We start from the raw sequence: 14,190 nt of genomic DNA, 5'->3' as shown, positions 1-14,190 counted from the left end.
TTCGCAGCAGCGGGGAGCACGATGGCGGCGTGACCTCCGTCGAATCCGTGACCCGCTCCGCGCCCGCGCTCGGCGGGCCGCGCATCCTCCGCCAGCGCTGGACCGAGGCCGCCTTCCTGCACTGGCGCGTCGACCCGGCGCTGGTCGCGCCGCACCTGCCGCCCGGAGTGCGCCCGGACGAGCACGACGGCGCCTCCTGGGTGGGCCTCATCCCGTTCCGGCTGTCGCGGACGGCGTTCCTCGGCGGACCGCGCGTGCCCTGGCTGGGGACCTTCCCCGAGGTGAACGTGCGGCTCTACTCGATCGACCGGCACGGGCGCCGCGGAGTCGTCTTCGTCTCGCTCGAGGCGTCGCACCTGCTCCCCGTGCTCACCGCGCAGGCCGTCTTCGGCCTGCCCTACCGCTGGGCGCGGATGGGGATCGAGCACCGCCACGGTGCCGTCATCTACACGACCGAGCGGATCGGCGATCCCGCCGCGCGCTCGCGGATCGTGGTGCGGCCGACCCCCGGCACCGACGCGTCCGAGGACCCGCTCGCCGGCTTCCTGACCTCGCGCTGGGCCTACCACGAGCGCCACCTGGGCTCGACCTGGTACGGCCGCAACCTGCACCGGCCGTGGCCGCTGCAGCGCGCGGAGCTGCTCGCGCTCGACGACGGGCTGCTCGAGGTCGCGGGGTTCCCGGGGCTGGCGACGCGGGCACCGGACTCGGTGCTGTACTCGCCGGGCGTGGAGACGGTGTTCACGGTGCCGCGGCGGGTGTGACATTCACGGTCCCCAAAAGGGGGTGGCGATTCGCACGATCATCGGTGAGCATTCACCGGGACAGAGCCTTTCCGCCTCGATGAGGAGACCCGTGGAATTCACCGAACGACTGATCGCCCTTGCGACGAAGGTCACCCAGCAGCGCGACATCATCCAGACCGAGGAGGCGACGAAGAACGCCTTCGTCATGCCCTTCATCTCGACGATCCTCGGCTACGACGTCTTCAATCCCCTCGAGGTCGTCCCGGAGTTCATCGCCGATGTCGGCGTGAAGAAGGGCGAGAAGATCGACTATGCGATCGTCCACAACGGGGACGTGCAGATGCTCGTCGAGTGCAAGAAGTCGAGTGAGCCGCTGAAGATCGAGCACGCCTCGCAGCTCTTCCGATACTTCGCGGTGACCAACGCCCGTATCGCGATCCTCACCAATGGTGAGCAGTACCACTTCTACACCGACCTCGACGCTCCGAACCGGATGGACGCCAAGCCCTTCCTGGTGCTCGACCTCACCGACATCGACGAGACACTGATCCCCGAGCTGGTGAAGCTGACCAAGGAGGTCTTCGACCTCGACTCGATCATCAGCGCGGCCGGCGAGCTGAAGTACATCGGACAGCTGAAGCGCGAGCTGGCGGCTCAGTTCGCCTCTCCCACGGACGAGTGGGTCAAGTTCTTCACGACTCGCGTCTACGAGGGCGGTGCTTACACGCAGAAGGTGCGGGAGCAGTTCACGGCCCTGGTGACGAAGGCCTCGAAGCAGTTCCTCAACGAGCAGGTCAATGAACGACTGAAGACAGCACTCGGAGCTCCGAACTTCCCGCGGACGGAGATGATCGCCGCCGAGCAGGCGGTCACGAGTCAGGCCGTGGTCGAGGAGGAGCTCGAGGATCAGAGCGACATCGAGACCACGCTCGAGGAGCTCGAGGGCTATCAGATCGTGAAGGCGATCGCCTGCAGCGAGGTCAAGGTGAGCAGAATCGCCTCGCGCGACGCGAAGTCGTACTTCGCCATCATCATCGACGACAACAACCGCAAGCCGGTCGCGCGCCTGCACTTCAACCGGAAGCAGAAGTACCTCGGAACCTTCGATCAGGAGAAGAACGAGACGCGTCACGCGATCTCGACGCTGGACGAGATATACGAGTACGCGAACACGATCCGGGAGACGGTGCGCGTGTATGCCTAGAGTCCGCCAGAGCTGAGGTGATGGCTCCTCCACAGGGACGACTTCGGCGAGTTCTCTGACGATCCGTCGGAGGAGGCGACCGCGCGTCGGTGGTCTCTGGAACCATTCCCGTATGGTTCAGAACGAGGACGGGGAGCGACCCCGCGAGGGGCGCGGGGGCGCGGATGCTGTGCTCGCCTCCGCGGTCGAGGCGGTGTGCGCGGCCGATCCGCTTCGGGCGCGAGCGGAGGCGCAGCGTGCCGAGCTGGTCGAGCGCGCCCGGCTCGCGGCGGCGGCCTCGTACGAGGTGCTGGTCGATCCGCTGGTGCGCAGCCGCGCGGAACGGCGGGAGGCGGCGCTGCGGGCGCTCGTCGCCGAACTCGCCACCGCGCTGCGGATGTCGGAAGCGCACGTCTCCGGGCTGATCGAGGAGAGCAGGCTGCTCGTCAACGAGCTCCCGCAGACCCTCGCCGCGCTCCGTGAGGGGCGGATCTCGCCCGAGCACGCGCGGGTGATCCTCCGTGCGGCCGTCGAGCTGCCGCCCGAGGTGCGCGGTCGCCTCGACGAGGAGGCCGCCGTGGTCGCGGCCGACCGCACTCCCCCGCAGTTGCAGCGCCGCCTCCGGACTCTGCGGGAGCAACTGCATCCCGAGTCGACGACCGAGCGCCACCGCCGCTGCGCCGCGCGGCGCGCGGTCTGGCTCGACGGCGGGAGCGACGGCATGGCCACCCTGCTCCTGCACCTTCCCGCTCCCCAGGCGCAGGGCGCCTTCGACCGCATCGACCGCGCGGCGCGCTCCCTGCGCGAGCTGCCCGGCGAGAAGCGGACGATCGGGCAGCTGCGGGCGGACGTCGGAGCGGCGCTCCTGATCGACGGCGAGACCGATTGCGCGGAGCGGCGCTCGACCGGTACCGCCGTCCCCGTCGGGATCCGTCCGCGGGTCGCGGTCACCGTCCCCGTTCTCACGCTCCTCGGCCGCTCCGACGAGCCCGGCACCCTCGACGGCTACGGGCCGATCGACCCCGAGACCGCCCGCCGCCTCGCGGCCGATGCGCCCTCCTTCACGCGGATCCTCACCCATCCGGAGACCGGCGCGGTGCTCTCCGTGGGACGCACCTCGTACCGGGTGCCCGCCGATCTGCGGCGCCACCTGCTGCACCGCGATGAGACCTGCCGCTTCCCCGGCTGCACCCGCGCGGCCTCCGCGAGCGACGTCGACCACGGCGTCGAGTGGCAGCACGGCGGCCGCACCGACGCCGACAACCTCGCCCACCTCTGCCGCCACCACCATCGGCTCCGGCACACCAGCACCTGGCAGGTCGAGCACCGGCCCGCCGGAGTCCTGCACTGGACGAGCCCGACCGGCAGGCGGCACGTCACCCACCCCGCGCGCACGGGGCCGCCGAGAGGCCGCGCGGCACCGGGCAGAGAAGCGGACGCCGTGAAGGACGAGCCACCGCCGTCCTGAGGTCACGAGGTGGCGGTGCGAGGATCGGAGTTGGGACGTGTTCAGCGAGAGAACGGGAGCGGGAGCCACCGATGATCGATTCTTCGCCACGCCTGATCGAGGTCGTCCGCGAGGGCTGGGAGCTGGACTGCTGCGGCGCGCCGTTCGCGGTCGGGGACCAGGTCGCCTGGTCGCTGCTGGGCTTCCCGGCTCGGGCGGGTCGCCCCGAGCAGTACGGCGAGGAGCACCACGACACGTCGCCGAACGCACGGCCCGTCACAGGAACAGTGCGCGGGATCGTCGGCGAGACGCTGCTCGGCAGCATCCCGGCGATCGGCGAGGGCAGCGTCCTCGTCCCCGACCCCTCCCGACGGAGGCTGCAGCGACTCGCGTCCTGGGACCGCTCCACCGGCGGCGCGACCCTCCGCGTCGCCCTCGAGATCGACGCGGACGCCGAGCTCCCGCCGCCGTGGGAGCCACCGGAGTCCACCCCCGACACTCGGACGGCGGACCCGGAGGTCGTCGCCGCTCTGCACGCGCTGCTCGTCCGCCTCCACAACGCGTGGCGCGGCCGGATCGGCATCCGGTCCGCCGACCGCGGCAGGAAGGCGAGCATCGTCCCGGCCACCGCCGGCGCGGGAAGCCTGCACTGGGCGCTCGGGCCCGAGCACCTCGTCGTGAACCTGGGCTACGACCGCGTGATCCTGCCCGGCGATCTCGAGGGCGCCGCCCGGCTCGAGGTCATCGCCGACGAGGTCGCCCGCGGCGTCGCCCGTCAGGACCCGCCGATCACGAGTCAAGGGGTCCTGCTGATGCCCGCGCGCAGGCGTAGGGTTCCCACTTCGGCCTGGTGAGAACCGGCTCCCGCACTCGGCTCACGCATCCAGCTCCCGCATCCAGCAGAGGACGAACCACATGCCCACGACACCGACCGCCGTGCTCTTCGACATCGACGGCACGCTCGCCGACACCAACTTCCTGCACGTGGAGGCCTGGTCGCGCGCCTTCTGGCAGGCGGACCTCGATGTCGCGACCTGGCGGATCCAGCGGGCGATCGGCGCCGACTCGTCGGAGCTGCTCGACCTGCTCCTCGAGGACGACGTCGACGACGAGACGCGCACCCTGGTGAAGGGCCTGCACACGAAGAACTACGCCGAGGCGTCCACTCGGATCGCGCTCCTGCCCGGAGCGCGCGAGCTGATCCGGGCGCTCGCCGGGCGGGGCGTCCGCATCGTGCTGGCGACGTCCGCGCCGCAGAACGAGCTGGAGATCCTGCTCGACGTCCTCGACCTCAGCGACGCGGTGCACGCGGTGACGAGCGGTGAGGACGTCGAGACCGCGAAGCCGTCGCCCGATGTGATCAGCATCGCGCTCGAGCGCGCCGGCGTCTCGACCGATCGCGCGATCATGATCGGCGACGCGACCTGGGACGTCCTCGCCGCCGAGCGGGCCGGCCTCGCAACGGTCGCGGTGCAGTCGGGCGGCACCGGCGAGCACGAGCTGCGCGAGGCCGGCGCTGTCGCGGTCTACGAGGACGCCGCGGCGATCCTCGCGGACCTCGAGGGCGGACCGCTGGCGAGCCTCCTGGGCTGACCCTGGGAGGAGAGCAGGAGGCCCGCCCCGCGGTCAGCTCTGCGGGCGCCGCCGCAGCACGAGCAGCGTGATGCCGATCGCCGCGACGACGGCCACGAGCGCGCCGCCGATCCACAGCACGTCGCCGAGCAGCGCCGGGTCCGACCCGGTCGCCGCCTCCGCCTCGTCCGCGGACGGCGCCGAGGCGTCGGACACCGCGACGGTGCCGTTGCAGTCGGGGACCGACTCCGATCCCTCGGCGAGGGCGACGTCCGCTCCCGGCTGCCAGTCGAAGCCGTACTGCCCGGAGACCGGGTGCCCGTCGGTCGAGACGACCTGCCAGGTCACCTCGTAGGCACCGGCCGCGCCCAGCTCGAGCGGCATCGACGCCTCCGGTCCGACGACGCTGACGCAGCCGTCGCCGTAGTAGAGGCCGTCCGGACCGACGACGCGCAGGGCCGCGGCCGCTCCGTCGTTGCCGAGGACCAGCAGGTCGTCATTGGTCGTCAGAGCGAGGGTGCCGGGCTGCTCGGTCACCGTCGAGTCGACGGCGGGCGTCGTCGAGACGAGGTAGTTGTGCGCGCTGGCGGGCGCCGCCACCGCGACCGAGCCGAGTAGCCCGAGCGCGGCGGCGGCGAGGACGAGGCGTCCGCCCTTCCGGTGAGCGAGCGTCACGCGGACGCCTTCGGGCTGCGGCGACGCGAGGCGAGACCGAAGGCGACGCCGACGGCACCCAGGACGAGTCCGCCGACGCCGAGGACGCGCGCGAGCACATCGTCGCTCTGGCCGGCGGCCGTGGTGGCGGAGGCGGTCGTCGCGACCGCGTCGTCACCGTCGCCGTCGTCGTCGTGGTGGCCCGAGCCCTCCATCGCGGCGGCCACGGCGACGGTCGGCGCGGGCAGCTCCGGCTCGTCCTCGCCCTCGACGGTCGGCTGGTCCCAGGCGGTCGAGCCGGTCTCGCAGGTCTGCAGCACCGGGAACTCGAGCGTCGAGCCGGCCGCGTCCTCCGGCAGCTGCAGCTGCAGCGAGACGGTGTCGCGGTAGCCGTCGGCGAGCGCGGTCTTCGCGGTGTAGACGACGTCGGAGACGCGCTGGGTCGCGGTGTTGCCGTGCGAGTCGGTCACCGGGTCGGCGATCTCGACCTCGTTCTTCACGACGTCCCAGTTGGGGTTCACGGTCGGGCTGACCGAGTTGATGCCCTCGGGGATGGTGATGCTGAGCCCGGTCGTCGGCGAGCCCTCGCAGCCGTGGGCGAGCGAGAAGGTGACGACCGTGTACGAGCCGGCGGCCGTGCTCGAGGCCGCGGCGGTGACGTGCGCGCTCGCGGCCGTCGGAGCGGCGAGCGCGAGGGCGACGGAGCCCGCGGCGACGAGCGCACCGCCGCCGACGAGGCGGACGCGGGAGGAGAAGGCGGAGGCAGAGGAGGAGGTGCGAGTGCGGGTGCGGGTGGTGGTCATGATCGTGAGGAGTCCTAGCGGGAGTCGGCGCAGCCGCGAGAGGGCGGCACCGAGAAGGGTGAGGGCGCAGCGCGGGATCGCGGTGCGCGCGGGCTCACCGGCGGACACGGCCCACTGGAGCGGGCAGGACGTCAGGCGGCGAGCAGGGCGCGCGCGGGCGGGCCGCGGTGCCGCAGGACCCGCAGGACCGCGTCGAGGGCGCGAGGCGCGCTCGGCTCGACGGCGCCGAGGACGGCCACCGAGGCGCCGAGCGGTGCCAGCAGGGCGGACGCTCGCGCGACCAGGCGCACGACGACGCGGAGCACGGCGGTGCCGAGGGTCCAGAAGACGCGCTCGCCGTGGCGGAGCGCCGCGACGGTGACGACGGCGGCCACCAGGTGCGAGAGGAGCATCAGCGGGGTGTGCGCGGCATGACCCGACGCCCCCGCGATCAGCTCGACCGTGCCGCCGCCGTGGAAGTGGCCACCGGCGGTGGCGCCCACGACGCTGACGTCGCCGCCACCGCCGGTCACCAGGAAGAGGGAGTGGTAGGCCAGCTGGCTGAGCAGCACCGCCGTCGCGAGGCGCGCGAGCGAGAGCGTGCGACCGGCGAGCAGGACGCAGGCGACGGCCGCGAAGGCGGTGGCGAGCGCGAGGATCGCCGGAGCGGGGGCCTCGGCGCCGGCGAGGGTGTGCGAGGCGGCGGCGGTCGCGGTCGCGGCGACGGCGGCGACGACTCCGCGTGCCGTCCGTGCCCTGCGCGTCTGCACCTGCTCGACTCCTGGTCTCTCGTGTCGCTGGTCTCTCGTGCCGCACAGCGTGCGCGGACCGACATCCAGGGTAATCGCCCTGCCTCCGCCGTTATGAACCCGTGACCCGATTGCTCCGATCGATTCCAAACCCCCTCGGGGAGGGCTCCGAAGACTGTTCAACGGCCGCGAAACGGTCCACACACAGCCAGGTCCTCCGCATCCCGTGGGGGCCGTATCACGAAGGAGCATCCCCATGCGATCCACCAAGCGCACCACCCTCGCCGCGTTCGCCCTGCTCGGCACCGCCGCCCTCGGCCTCACCGCCTGCTCGTCCGGCGCCGGCACCACCGACGCCGCCAGCGACACCGCTTCCGAGATGTCGACCCCGATGATGACCGAGTCCGCCACCCCCATGGCGACCATGGACCCGGCCGCCAACCTCGTCGGCTCCGGCTGCGCCGCGTACGCCGAGCAGGTCCCGGACGGCGCCGGCTCGGTCGGCGGAATGGCCCTCGACCCGGTGGCCACCGCCGCGTCGAACAACCCGCTGCTCACCACCCTGACCGCTGCGGTCTCGGGTCAGCTCAACCCCGACGTCAACCTCGTCGACACGCTGAACAGCGCCGAGTTCACCGTCTTCGCCCCCGTCGACGACGCGTTCGCCAAGCTCGACGCCGCGACGCTCGAGACGCTGAAGACCCCCGAGGGAGCGGCCACGCTCTCCTCGATCCTGACCTACCACGTCGTCCCCGGCCAGATCGCCCCTGACGACATCGACGGCACGCACGCCACCGTCCAGGGCGGCGACGTCACCGTCACCGGTTCCGGCGACGACATCATGGTCAACGACTCCAAGGTCATCTGCGGCGGCGTCCAGACCGCCAACGCGACCGTGTACCTCATCGACACCGTTCTGGCCCCCCCGGCCTCCTGAGCCGGCGCGATCCTCGGATCGCACCCCTGAAACGCCGAAGGGCGGGCACCCACCGGGTGTCCGCCCTTCGGCGTTCCTGCGCGAGCAGGGAGAGAGCGACTACTCGCCGGCGCTGATCTCGGCCAGCACCCGGTCGCCCGGGTACGCCTGGATCATGTCGGCGCGGATCTCGGCGCGCTCGAGCAGCTCCTCCATGCGGTGGCGGCGGTTGCGCGTGATCAGCGTGACGACCGTGCCCTTCTTGCCCGCGCGGCCGGTGCGGCCGGAGCGGTGCAGGTAGGTCTTGTACTCGTCGGGGGCGTCGGCCTGGATCACGAGGTCGATGTCGTCGACGTGGATGCCGCGCGCGGCGACGTCGGTCGCGACGAGGACGTCGACCCGGCCGCTGGTCAGCAGCGCGAGGTTGCGGGTGCGACGGGACTGGTTGAGGTCGCCGTGCAGGCTGGTCGCCGGGATGTCGGCGTGCTCGAGCTGCTCGGCGAGCTGCTCCGCGAACGCGCGGGTGCGGGCGAAGATCAGCGTCTTGCCGGCGCGCGCCGCGAGCTCCTCGATGATCGCGCCCTTGTCGCGGTGCTCGATCAGCAGGACGCGGTGGTCGATGCTCGAGGACGCCTGGTCCTCGCCCGCGACCTCGTGCACGCTCGGCTCGACGAGGAACTCGTCGACGAGCGTCGCGACGCCCTTGTCCAGGGTGGCCGAGAAGAGCAGGCGCTGGCCGCCGCGCTTGGTCTGGCGGAGGATGCGCTGCACCGGCTCGAGGAAGCCGAGGTCGCACATGTGGTCGGCCTCGTCGAGGACGGTCACCGTGATGGTCGAGAGGTCGAGGCGACCCTGCTCGATCAGGTCCTCGAGGCGGCCCGGCGTGGCGATGATGATGTCCACGCCGCGCTGGAGGGCGCCGACCTGCTTGTACTGCGGCACGCCGCCGAAGATCGTCGCGGTGAAGAGGCCCACGGAGCGGGCGATCGGCTGGATGGTGCGGTCGATCTGCATCGCCAGCTCGCGGGTCGGCGCGAGGATGAGGGCACGCGGGGCGCGGCCGGGCTTGCGGCCCTTGGCTCCGTCGTTCTCCATCAGGCGCTCGACGACGGGGGCGCCGAACGCGATCGTCTTGCCGGAGCCCGTCTTGCCGCGGCCGAGGACGTCCTTGCCGGCGAGGACCTCGGGGATCGTCGCGGCCTGGATCGGGAACGGCGAGGCCGCACCCATCTGGGTCAGCTGGCGGACGATGTTCGCGCCGAGACCGAGGTCGCCGAAGCTGACGCCCTCGACGTCGACGGCGAGCGTGGCGGTCGCCTCGAGGCGCTCGAGCACGACGTCGTCGGCCTGGTGCGAGGCGCGGCCGTCGCGCTTGGGGTAGAAGTCCGAGCCGGAGTCGCGACGCGGGCCGCGGTCGTTCCGGTCGTTGCCGCCGCGGGCGGGACGCTCGGTGCCGCGGTCGAAGCCGCGCGCCGGGCGCTCGGTGCGGTCGGAGCTGCGGGCGGGGCGGTCGGCGCGGTCGGTGCGGTCGAACGAGCGGGCCGGGCGGGCGTCGCGGTCGAAGGAGCGCGCGGGGCGGTCCGTGCGGTCGAAGCTGCGGGCGGGACGGTCGCTGCGTTCGTAGGAACGCGCCGGACGGTCGTCGCGGTCGTTCGAGCGGGCCGGACGCGCGTCACGGTCGAAGGAGCGGGCCGGACGGTCCTTGCGGTCGAAGCTGCGCGCGGGGCGGTCGCTCCGGTCGTAGGAACGGGCCGGACGGTCGTCACGGTCGTTCGAGCGGGCCGGACGGTCGGTCCGGTCGTAGGAACGGGCCGGACGCGCGTCGCGATCGAAGCTGCGAGCCGGACGGTCCGTGCCGCGGTCGTAGGAACGCGCCGGACGGTCGTCGCGGTCGTTCGAGCGCGCGGGGCGGTCGGTCCGGTTGTAGGAGCGGGCGGGGCGGTCGTCGCGGTCGTAGCTGCGGGACTCTCCGCGGTTCTCTCCCCGCTCCGTCAGCTTGGCGGCGCGCTCCTCGGCGTTCCAGCGCGCCTTCTTGGGCGCGTTCTCGTCGACGGGGCGGTAGCCGCGGTGGCCCTCGCTGCGGGAGCCGGTCTTCGGCGCGGCGAAGCGCGGGCGTCCGCCGAGCTGCGACTTGCCGCTCGAGGCGCCGAAGCGGTTGGGCTCGAAGTTCTTGGCGGGGCGTCCGCCGGCGGGCTTCTTGTTCTTGGGCATGGCTGCTTCCTGGGTTCAGGTCTTGCGCGAGCAGGCACACGCCGATCGATCACCCTCGTGGGGTGCGAACGGACAGGGCGCTGCGGGAACCCGGGTGAGTCGCTGCTCTGAGACGCTGACCGGGGCCGATTCACACATGTGATTCATCTCGCGACGACTGTCGGAGATCCGGCCCGCTTGACTGACAAACCCATCCGTGCGGCGACGCACGGAGTCAAGAGCCGACCCAGGGAGTTTACACGCGACCCCGGGCGCTGGCTAGGGCATCGGCAGCTCGCCCCCTCAGCTCGACGCGCGCCGCGCCCGGTACGCCGCGACGTTCGCGCGGTTGCCGCAGTTGCCGGTGTCGCAGTAGCGCTTCGAGCGGTTGCGGGAGAAGTCGACGAGCACCGCCTCGCAGTCGTCCGCCGCGCAGATCCGGATGCGGTCGCGCTCGTCGCCGCGGATCACGTCGACGAAGCCCATCGCCGCCTCCACCACGATGCGGGTGGCCAGCGGGCTCTCGTCGCGGGTCGCGTGCAGGTGCCAGCCGAAGATGCCGTGCCGCACCAGCTGCGGCAGCGCGCGGCCCTCCTCGAGCATTCCGTTGACGACGGCGACCAGGTCCTCCTCGGCGCGGCTGCGCCAGAGCGAGCGGAGCGGCGCGCGCACCGAGCGCACCGCCTCCAGCTCGGCGGTCGAGCCGTCGCGGCTGCCGGTGTAGCGGTTGTCCAGCAGGAACTCGTCCAGCTGCTCGATCGACGCCATCTCGTCCTCGCCGGACTGCGACAGCTCGGGGAGGGTGTTGACCAGGACGGCCGTCGAGGTGAGGGCCGCTTCCACGTCATAGGCGAAGACCATGTTGACTCCTGACACGTTCGCTCAGTACTGTCACGAGCATAACGACTTTGACTCCTGAAAGAGGCTGACGTGACTCCCACTGCGCCACCGCGGCAGCTCGGCTCCGGCCTGCTCCTGGCCCTCGCCGCCGCCGCCGCGTTCGGCCTGGGCGGGCCCTTCGTGAAGCCGCTGCTCGAGGCGGGCTGGAGTCCCTCCGCCGCCGTGCTCTGGCGGGCCGGCGGTGCGGCGCTGATCCTCGCGATCCCGGCCGCGCTGTCGCTGCGCGGCCGCTGGCACGTGCTCCGCCGCAACCTCGGCACGGTCGGCCTCTACGGCGTCTTCGCCGTGATCGCCGCGCAGCTCTGCTTCTACAGCGCGATCGAGCACATGTCGGTCGGCGTCGCGCTCCTGATCGAGTACCTCGCTCCCGTGTTCCTCGTCCTCTTCGCCTGGGCACGCACCCGCCGGCATCCCGGCCGCTTCACCCTCGCCGGCTCGGCGCTGGCACTGGCGGGCCTGGTGCTGGTGCTGGACCTCTCGGGCCAGTCCACGCCGGAGCTGGTCGGCGTCGCCTGGGCGCTGACCGCCTCGCTCGGCCTCTGCGTCTACTACGTGATCGCCGGCCGGATCGATCCGGAGCTGCCGCCGATCGCGCTCACCGCCGGGGCGATGACGGTCGGCGCGGGGCTCCTGCTGATCCTCGGCGTCACCGGACTCGTCCCGCTGCGGGCGACCTTCGGCGACGTCGTCTTCGTCGGGAACGACGTGCCCTGGTTCCTGCCCGCGGCGGTCATCCTCGGCATGTCCACGGTGCTCGCCTACCTGCTCGGGATCGAGGGCGGCTCGCGGCTCGGCACCCGGATCGCCTCCTTCGTCGGGCTGACCGAGGTGCTGTTCTCGATCGTCGCCGCCTGGGCCCTGCTCGGCGAGCTGCCGGCGCCGATCCAGTTCGGCGGTGGGGCGCTGATCCTCGTCGGCGTGGTGCTCGTGCGGCTGCAGGCGGAGGCGCCCGGAGAGGTCGCCGAGGAGCGGCGGGAGAGCGACGAACGGCCGCCGGTCCCGCTGTCCACCCCCTGATCGCGGGGTCGCTCTAGGCGGGGGCCGCCTTCTCCCTTATGCTCGCCTCACCCATGCGCGAGCCCAGCCGACCCACGCGACCGATCGCCCTCTCGTCGGCGATCCTGACGCTGCTCGCGGTCGGCCTCGCCGGCTGCTCGAGCGCCCCCGTCTCGCAGCCGATCGCGCAGGCGGCCGGCGTCGCCGCGGTCACCGCCTACGACAACGTGCCCGTCACCGCCGACCTCGTCTACGACCAGGCGACGGGCCAGGCGCTCGACGTCTGCTCGCCCGTCGACGCGGCCGCCGGCGCCGCCCTCCCCGCGGTGCTCGTCGTGCACGGCGGCAGCTGGACCCGCGGCGACAAGTCCGACCCGAACTGGCGCCCGCTCTGCCAGTGGCTCGCGTCCGAGGGCTTCGTCGCCGTCTCGGTGAACTACCGCCTCGCCCCGGCCGACGTCTTCCCCGCGCAGATCGAGGACGTCTCGGCCGCCCTCGACTGGATCCTCGAGCCGGCGCAGACCGAGCGCTTCGGGATCGATCCGTCCCGGGTCGCCGCGTTCGGCGGCTCGGCCGGCGGCAACCTCGTCTCGCTGCTCGGCACCGACGACGCGCTGACGGCCGACGACGCCGGCACCTCGCGCCTCGCCGCGGTCGTCGACCTCAGCGGCCCCGCGGATCTCACGGCGGCCGGTCTGGCGGACGACGACCCGATCGTCGGAGTCGGCGCGGCGGTCCGCGGCTATCTCGACTGCGCCGACCTCGAGGACTGCGCCGTCGCGGGCGAGGCCTCGCCGATCGCTCACGTCGACGGCTCCGAGCCGCCGTTCCTCATCGCCCACTCCGCCGGCGAGCGCGTGGCGCTCAGCCAGTCGCAGGACTTCGCCGAGGCGCTGGACGCGGCCGGCGCGAGCGTCGACTTCGTCCTCGTGCCCGGCACCCGGCACTCGATCGCGATGCTCGACGACTCGCTCCGCCGCACCGTCGTCGACTTCCTGCACGAGCAGCTCGACGCGCCGGCCGAGCAGACGCTCTCGCTCGAGCCCGCCGCGCAGACCGAGCCGGCCGCGGCACCGTCGTCGTGACCGTCGGGGTCGTCGTCCGGCTGGAGCGGCCGGGGACGGGAGCGCTCGCCTCGCTGCTCACCGCCGAGCTTCCGCCGCACGCCCGCCTCCTCGTCGCCCGCGACGGCGCCACGCAGCAGCCGATCGGCGTGCTGGCGCTGACGCCCGGGCCCGACGACTTCGCCGAGCTGCTCGCCCTCGCGGTCGCCCCTGAGTCGCGGCGGATCGGCGTCGCCCGCCGGCTCGTCGCCGCCGCGCTCTCCTACGCGAGCGTGCAGCGCATCCGCACGCTCCGCTTCCGCGTCCCGGTCGAGGCGGACGCGGCCCTCGCCGCCGCCCGCGCGCTCGGCTTCACCGAGATCGACGGCTTCGGCGCGCACGTGGGCGACGACTCGGGCGTCTGCTTCGCGCGCTCGGTGCGATGACGGACGCCGTCTCACCGCGCGACCTGGTCGCCTCCGCTCTGCGCCGCGAGCGCGGCCGCCTCGGCCTGAGCATCTCCGAGATCGCCCGCCGCGCCGGGATCGCCAAGTCGACGCTCTCGCAGCTCGAGGCCGGCGAGGGCAACCCGAGCCTCGAGACGCTCTGGGCGCTCGGCGGCGCGCTCGGGGTGCCGTTCTCGCACCTGGTCGAGCCGCCACGGCGCTCCGTGCAGCTGATCCGCGCCGGGGACGGCCCGCGCAGCGCCTCGGCGACGGCGGACTCCGCGGCCACCCTGCTCAGCGCCTGCCCGCCGGGAGCCCGCCGCGACGTCTACCGCCTCACCGCCGAGCCCGGAGCCGCACGGAACTCGGAGCCGCACGCCCGCGGCACCGTCGAGCACCTGATCCTGTCCACCGGACGCGCCCTGGCCGGGCCGGCCGACGACCCGGTCGAGCTCGCGCCCGGCGACTGCCTGTCCTACCCGGGCGACGAGCCGCACGTCTTCGACGCCCTCGAGCCAGGGACGAGCGCCGTGCTCGTCTCGGAGCAGGTCTGAGAAGGCGCTCGC

General features: G+C 72.8%; 15 protein-coding genes. 10 read left to right on the top strand and 5 right to left on the bottom strand.

Annotated features, from left to right (window positions below):
• Positions 1-29 precede the first annotated feature (29 nt).
• The 5 genes from EDF36_RS13460 to EDF36_RS13440 all read left to right on the top strand — a co-directional run bounded on the left by EDF36_RS13460 (position 30) and on the right by EDF36_RS13440 (position 4,969).
• On the top strand, positions 30-764 hold the full coding sequence (locus EDF36_RS13460) for a YqjF family protein (protein WP_207901590.1): 735 nt from the start codon (positions 30-32) through the stop codon (positions 762-764).
• Between the two features lie 91 nt (positions 765-855).
• Positions 856-1,950, top strand: coding sequence for a type I restriction endonuclease (locus EDF36_RS13455; RefSeq protein ID WP_123733426.1), 1,095 nt, complete (start codon positions 856-858; stop codon positions 1,948-1,950).
• A gap of 112 nt (positions 1,951-2,062) precedes the next feature.
• Positions 2,063-3,397, top strand: coding sequence for an HNH endonuclease signature motif containing protein (locus tag EDF36_RS13450; RefSeq protein WP_123733425.1), 1,335 nt, complete (start codon positions 2,063-2,065; stop codon positions 3,395-3,397).
• Positions 3,398-3,468: 71 nt separating this feature from the next.
• Positions 3,469-4,230: a DUF6578 domain-containing protein gene (locus tag EDF36_RS13445; RefSeq protein ID WP_123733424.1), complete on the top strand. Its 762-nt coding sequence runs from the start codon at positions 3,469-3,471 to the stop codon at positions 4,228-4,230.
• 61 nt (positions 4,231-4,291) lie between these two features.
• Positions 4,292-4,969, top strand: a complete 678-nt coding sequence (locus tag EDF36_RS13440; protein WP_123733423.1) for an HAD family hydrolase — start codon at positions 4,292-4,294, stop codon at positions 4,967-4,969.
• 33 nt (positions 4,970-5,002) lie between these two features.
• On the opposite strand, the gene EDF36_RS13435 is transcribed toward EDF36_RS13440, so the two are convergent.
• The 3 genes from EDF36_RS13435 to EDF36_RS13425 are packed head-to-tail and all read right to left on the bottom strand — an operon-like array spanning position 5,003 to position 7,154.
• Complete coding sequence (locus EDF36_RS13435; protein ID WP_123733422.1) at positions 5,003-5,623, bottom strand: copper resistance CopC family protein; 621 nt, start codon at positions 5,621-5,623, stop codon at positions 5,003-5,005.
• Positions 5,620-6,513, bottom strand: coding sequence for a YcnI family protein (locus EDF36_RS13430; protein WP_123733421.1), 894 nt, complete (start codon positions 6,511-6,513; stop codon positions 5,620-5,622). The genes EDF36_RS13435 and EDF36_RS13430 overlap by 4 nt, the downstream gene beginning before the upstream one ends.
• A gap of 23 nt (positions 6,514-6,536) precedes the next feature.
• Positions 6,537-7,154: a hypothetical protein gene (locus EDF36_RS13425; RefSeq protein WP_123733420.1), complete on the bottom strand. Its 618-nt coding sequence runs from the start codon at positions 7,152-7,154 to the stop codon at positions 6,537-6,539.
• A gap of 235 nt (positions 7,155-7,389) precedes the next feature.
• Here EDF36_RS13425 and EDF36_RS13420 point away from each other — a divergent pair, with 235 nt between their 5' ends.
• Positions 7,390-8,070 (top strand): fasciclin domain-containing protein, encoded by a 681-nt coding sequence (locus EDF36_RS13420; RefSeq protein WP_123733419.1) that lies wholly within the window; start codon positions 7,390-7,392, stop codon positions 8,068-8,070.
• Positions 8,071-8,169: 99 nt separating this feature from the next.
• Here the strand turns inward: EDF36_RS13420 and EDF36_RS13415 are convergent, their stop codons facing one another.
• Positions 8,170-10,260: a DEAD/DEAH box helicase gene (locus tag EDF36_RS13415; RefSeq protein WP_123733418.1), complete on the bottom strand. Its 2,091-nt coding sequence runs from the start codon at positions 10,258-10,260 to the stop codon at positions 8,170-8,172.
• Between the two features lie 282 nt (positions 10,261-10,542).
• Positions 10,543-11,100: a CGNR zinc finger domain-containing protein gene (locus EDF36_RS13410; RefSeq protein ID WP_123733417.1), complete on the bottom strand. Its 558-nt coding sequence runs from the start codon at positions 11,098-11,100 to the stop codon at positions 10,543-10,545.
• Between the two features lie 69 nt (positions 11,101-11,169).
• Here EDF36_RS13410 and EDF36_RS13405 point away from each other — a divergent pair, with 69 nt between their 5' ends.
• From EDF36_RS13405 to EDF36_RS13390, 4 genes are read left to right on the top strand one after another with little or no spacing between them, the layout of a single operon-like run.
• A complete protein-coding gene (locus tag EDF36_RS13405; protein WP_123733416.1) occupies positions 11,170-12,156 on the top strand; it encodes a DMT family transporter in 987 nt (328 codons plus the stop codon).
• A 53-nt stretch (positions 12,157-12,209) separates the two neighbouring features.
• Complete coding sequence (locus EDF36_RS13400) at positions 12,210-13,220, top strand: alpha/beta hydrolase (protein WP_185020481.1); 1,011 nt, start codon at positions 12,210-12,212, stop codon at positions 13,218-13,220.
• On the top strand, positions 13,217-13,624 hold the full coding sequence (locus EDF36_RS13395) for a GNAT family N-acetyltransferase (RefSeq protein WP_123733414.1): 408 nt from the start codon (positions 13,217-13,219) through the stop codon (positions 13,622-13,624). Before EDF36_RS13400 ends, EDF36_RS13395 begins: the two co-directional genes overlap by 4 nt.
• Entirely contained in the window at positions 13,621-14,178 is a 558-nt protein-coding gene (locus tag EDF36_RS13390; RefSeq protein WP_123733413.1) for a helix-turn-helix domain-containing protein, read from the top strand. The genes EDF36_RS13395 and EDF36_RS13390 overlap by 4 nt, the downstream gene beginning before the upstream one ends.
• Positions 14,179-14,190 lie beyond the last annotated feature (12 nt).

The sequence above is a fragment of the Rathayibacter sp. PhB152 genome, assembly GCF_003751395.1.
GTDB lineage: Bacteria > Actinomycetota > Actinomycetes > Actinomycetales > Microbacteriaceae > Rathayibacter > Rathayibacter festucae.
This window is presented reverse-complemented; position numbering and strand designations above follow the sequence as displayed.

What these genes read in the sequence shown, in the direction of transcription:
- EDF36_RS13445 (WP_123733424.1), top strand. Translation starts at nt 3,469, where the DNA reads ATGATCGATTCTTCGCCACGCCTGATCGAGGTCGTCCGCGAGGGCTGG.
- EDF36_RS13410 (WP_123733417.1), bottom strand. Translation starts at nt 11,100, where the DNA reads ATGGTCTTCGCCTATGACGTGGAAGCGGCCCTCACCTCGACGGCCGTC.
- EDF36_RS13450 (WP_123733425.1), top strand. Translation starts at nt 2,063, where the DNA reads ATGGTTCAGAACGAGGACGGGGAGCGACCCCGCGAGGGGCGCGGGGGC.
- EDF36_RS13440 (WP_123733423.1), top strand. Translation starts at nt 4,292, where the DNA reads ATGCCCACGACACCGACCGCCGTGCTCTTCGACATCGACGGCACGCTC.
- EDF36_RS13390 (WP_123733413.1), top strand. Translation starts at nt 13,621, where the DNA reads ATGACGGACGCCGTCTCACCGCGCGACCTGGTCGCCTCCGCTCTGCGC.
- EDF36_RS13400 (WP_185020481.1), top strand. Translation starts at nt 12,210, where the DNA reads ATGCGCGAGCCCAGCCGACCCACGCGACCGATCGCCCTCTCGTCGGCG.
- EDF36_RS13420 (WP_123733419.1), top strand. Translation starts at nt 7,390, where the DNA reads ATGCGATCCACCAAGCGCACCACCCTCGCCGCGTTCGCCCTGCTCGGC.
- EDF36_RS13415 (WP_123733418.1), bottom strand. Translation starts at nt 10,260, where the DNA reads ATGCCCAAGAACAAGAAGCCCGCCGGCGGACGCCCCGCCAAGAACTTC.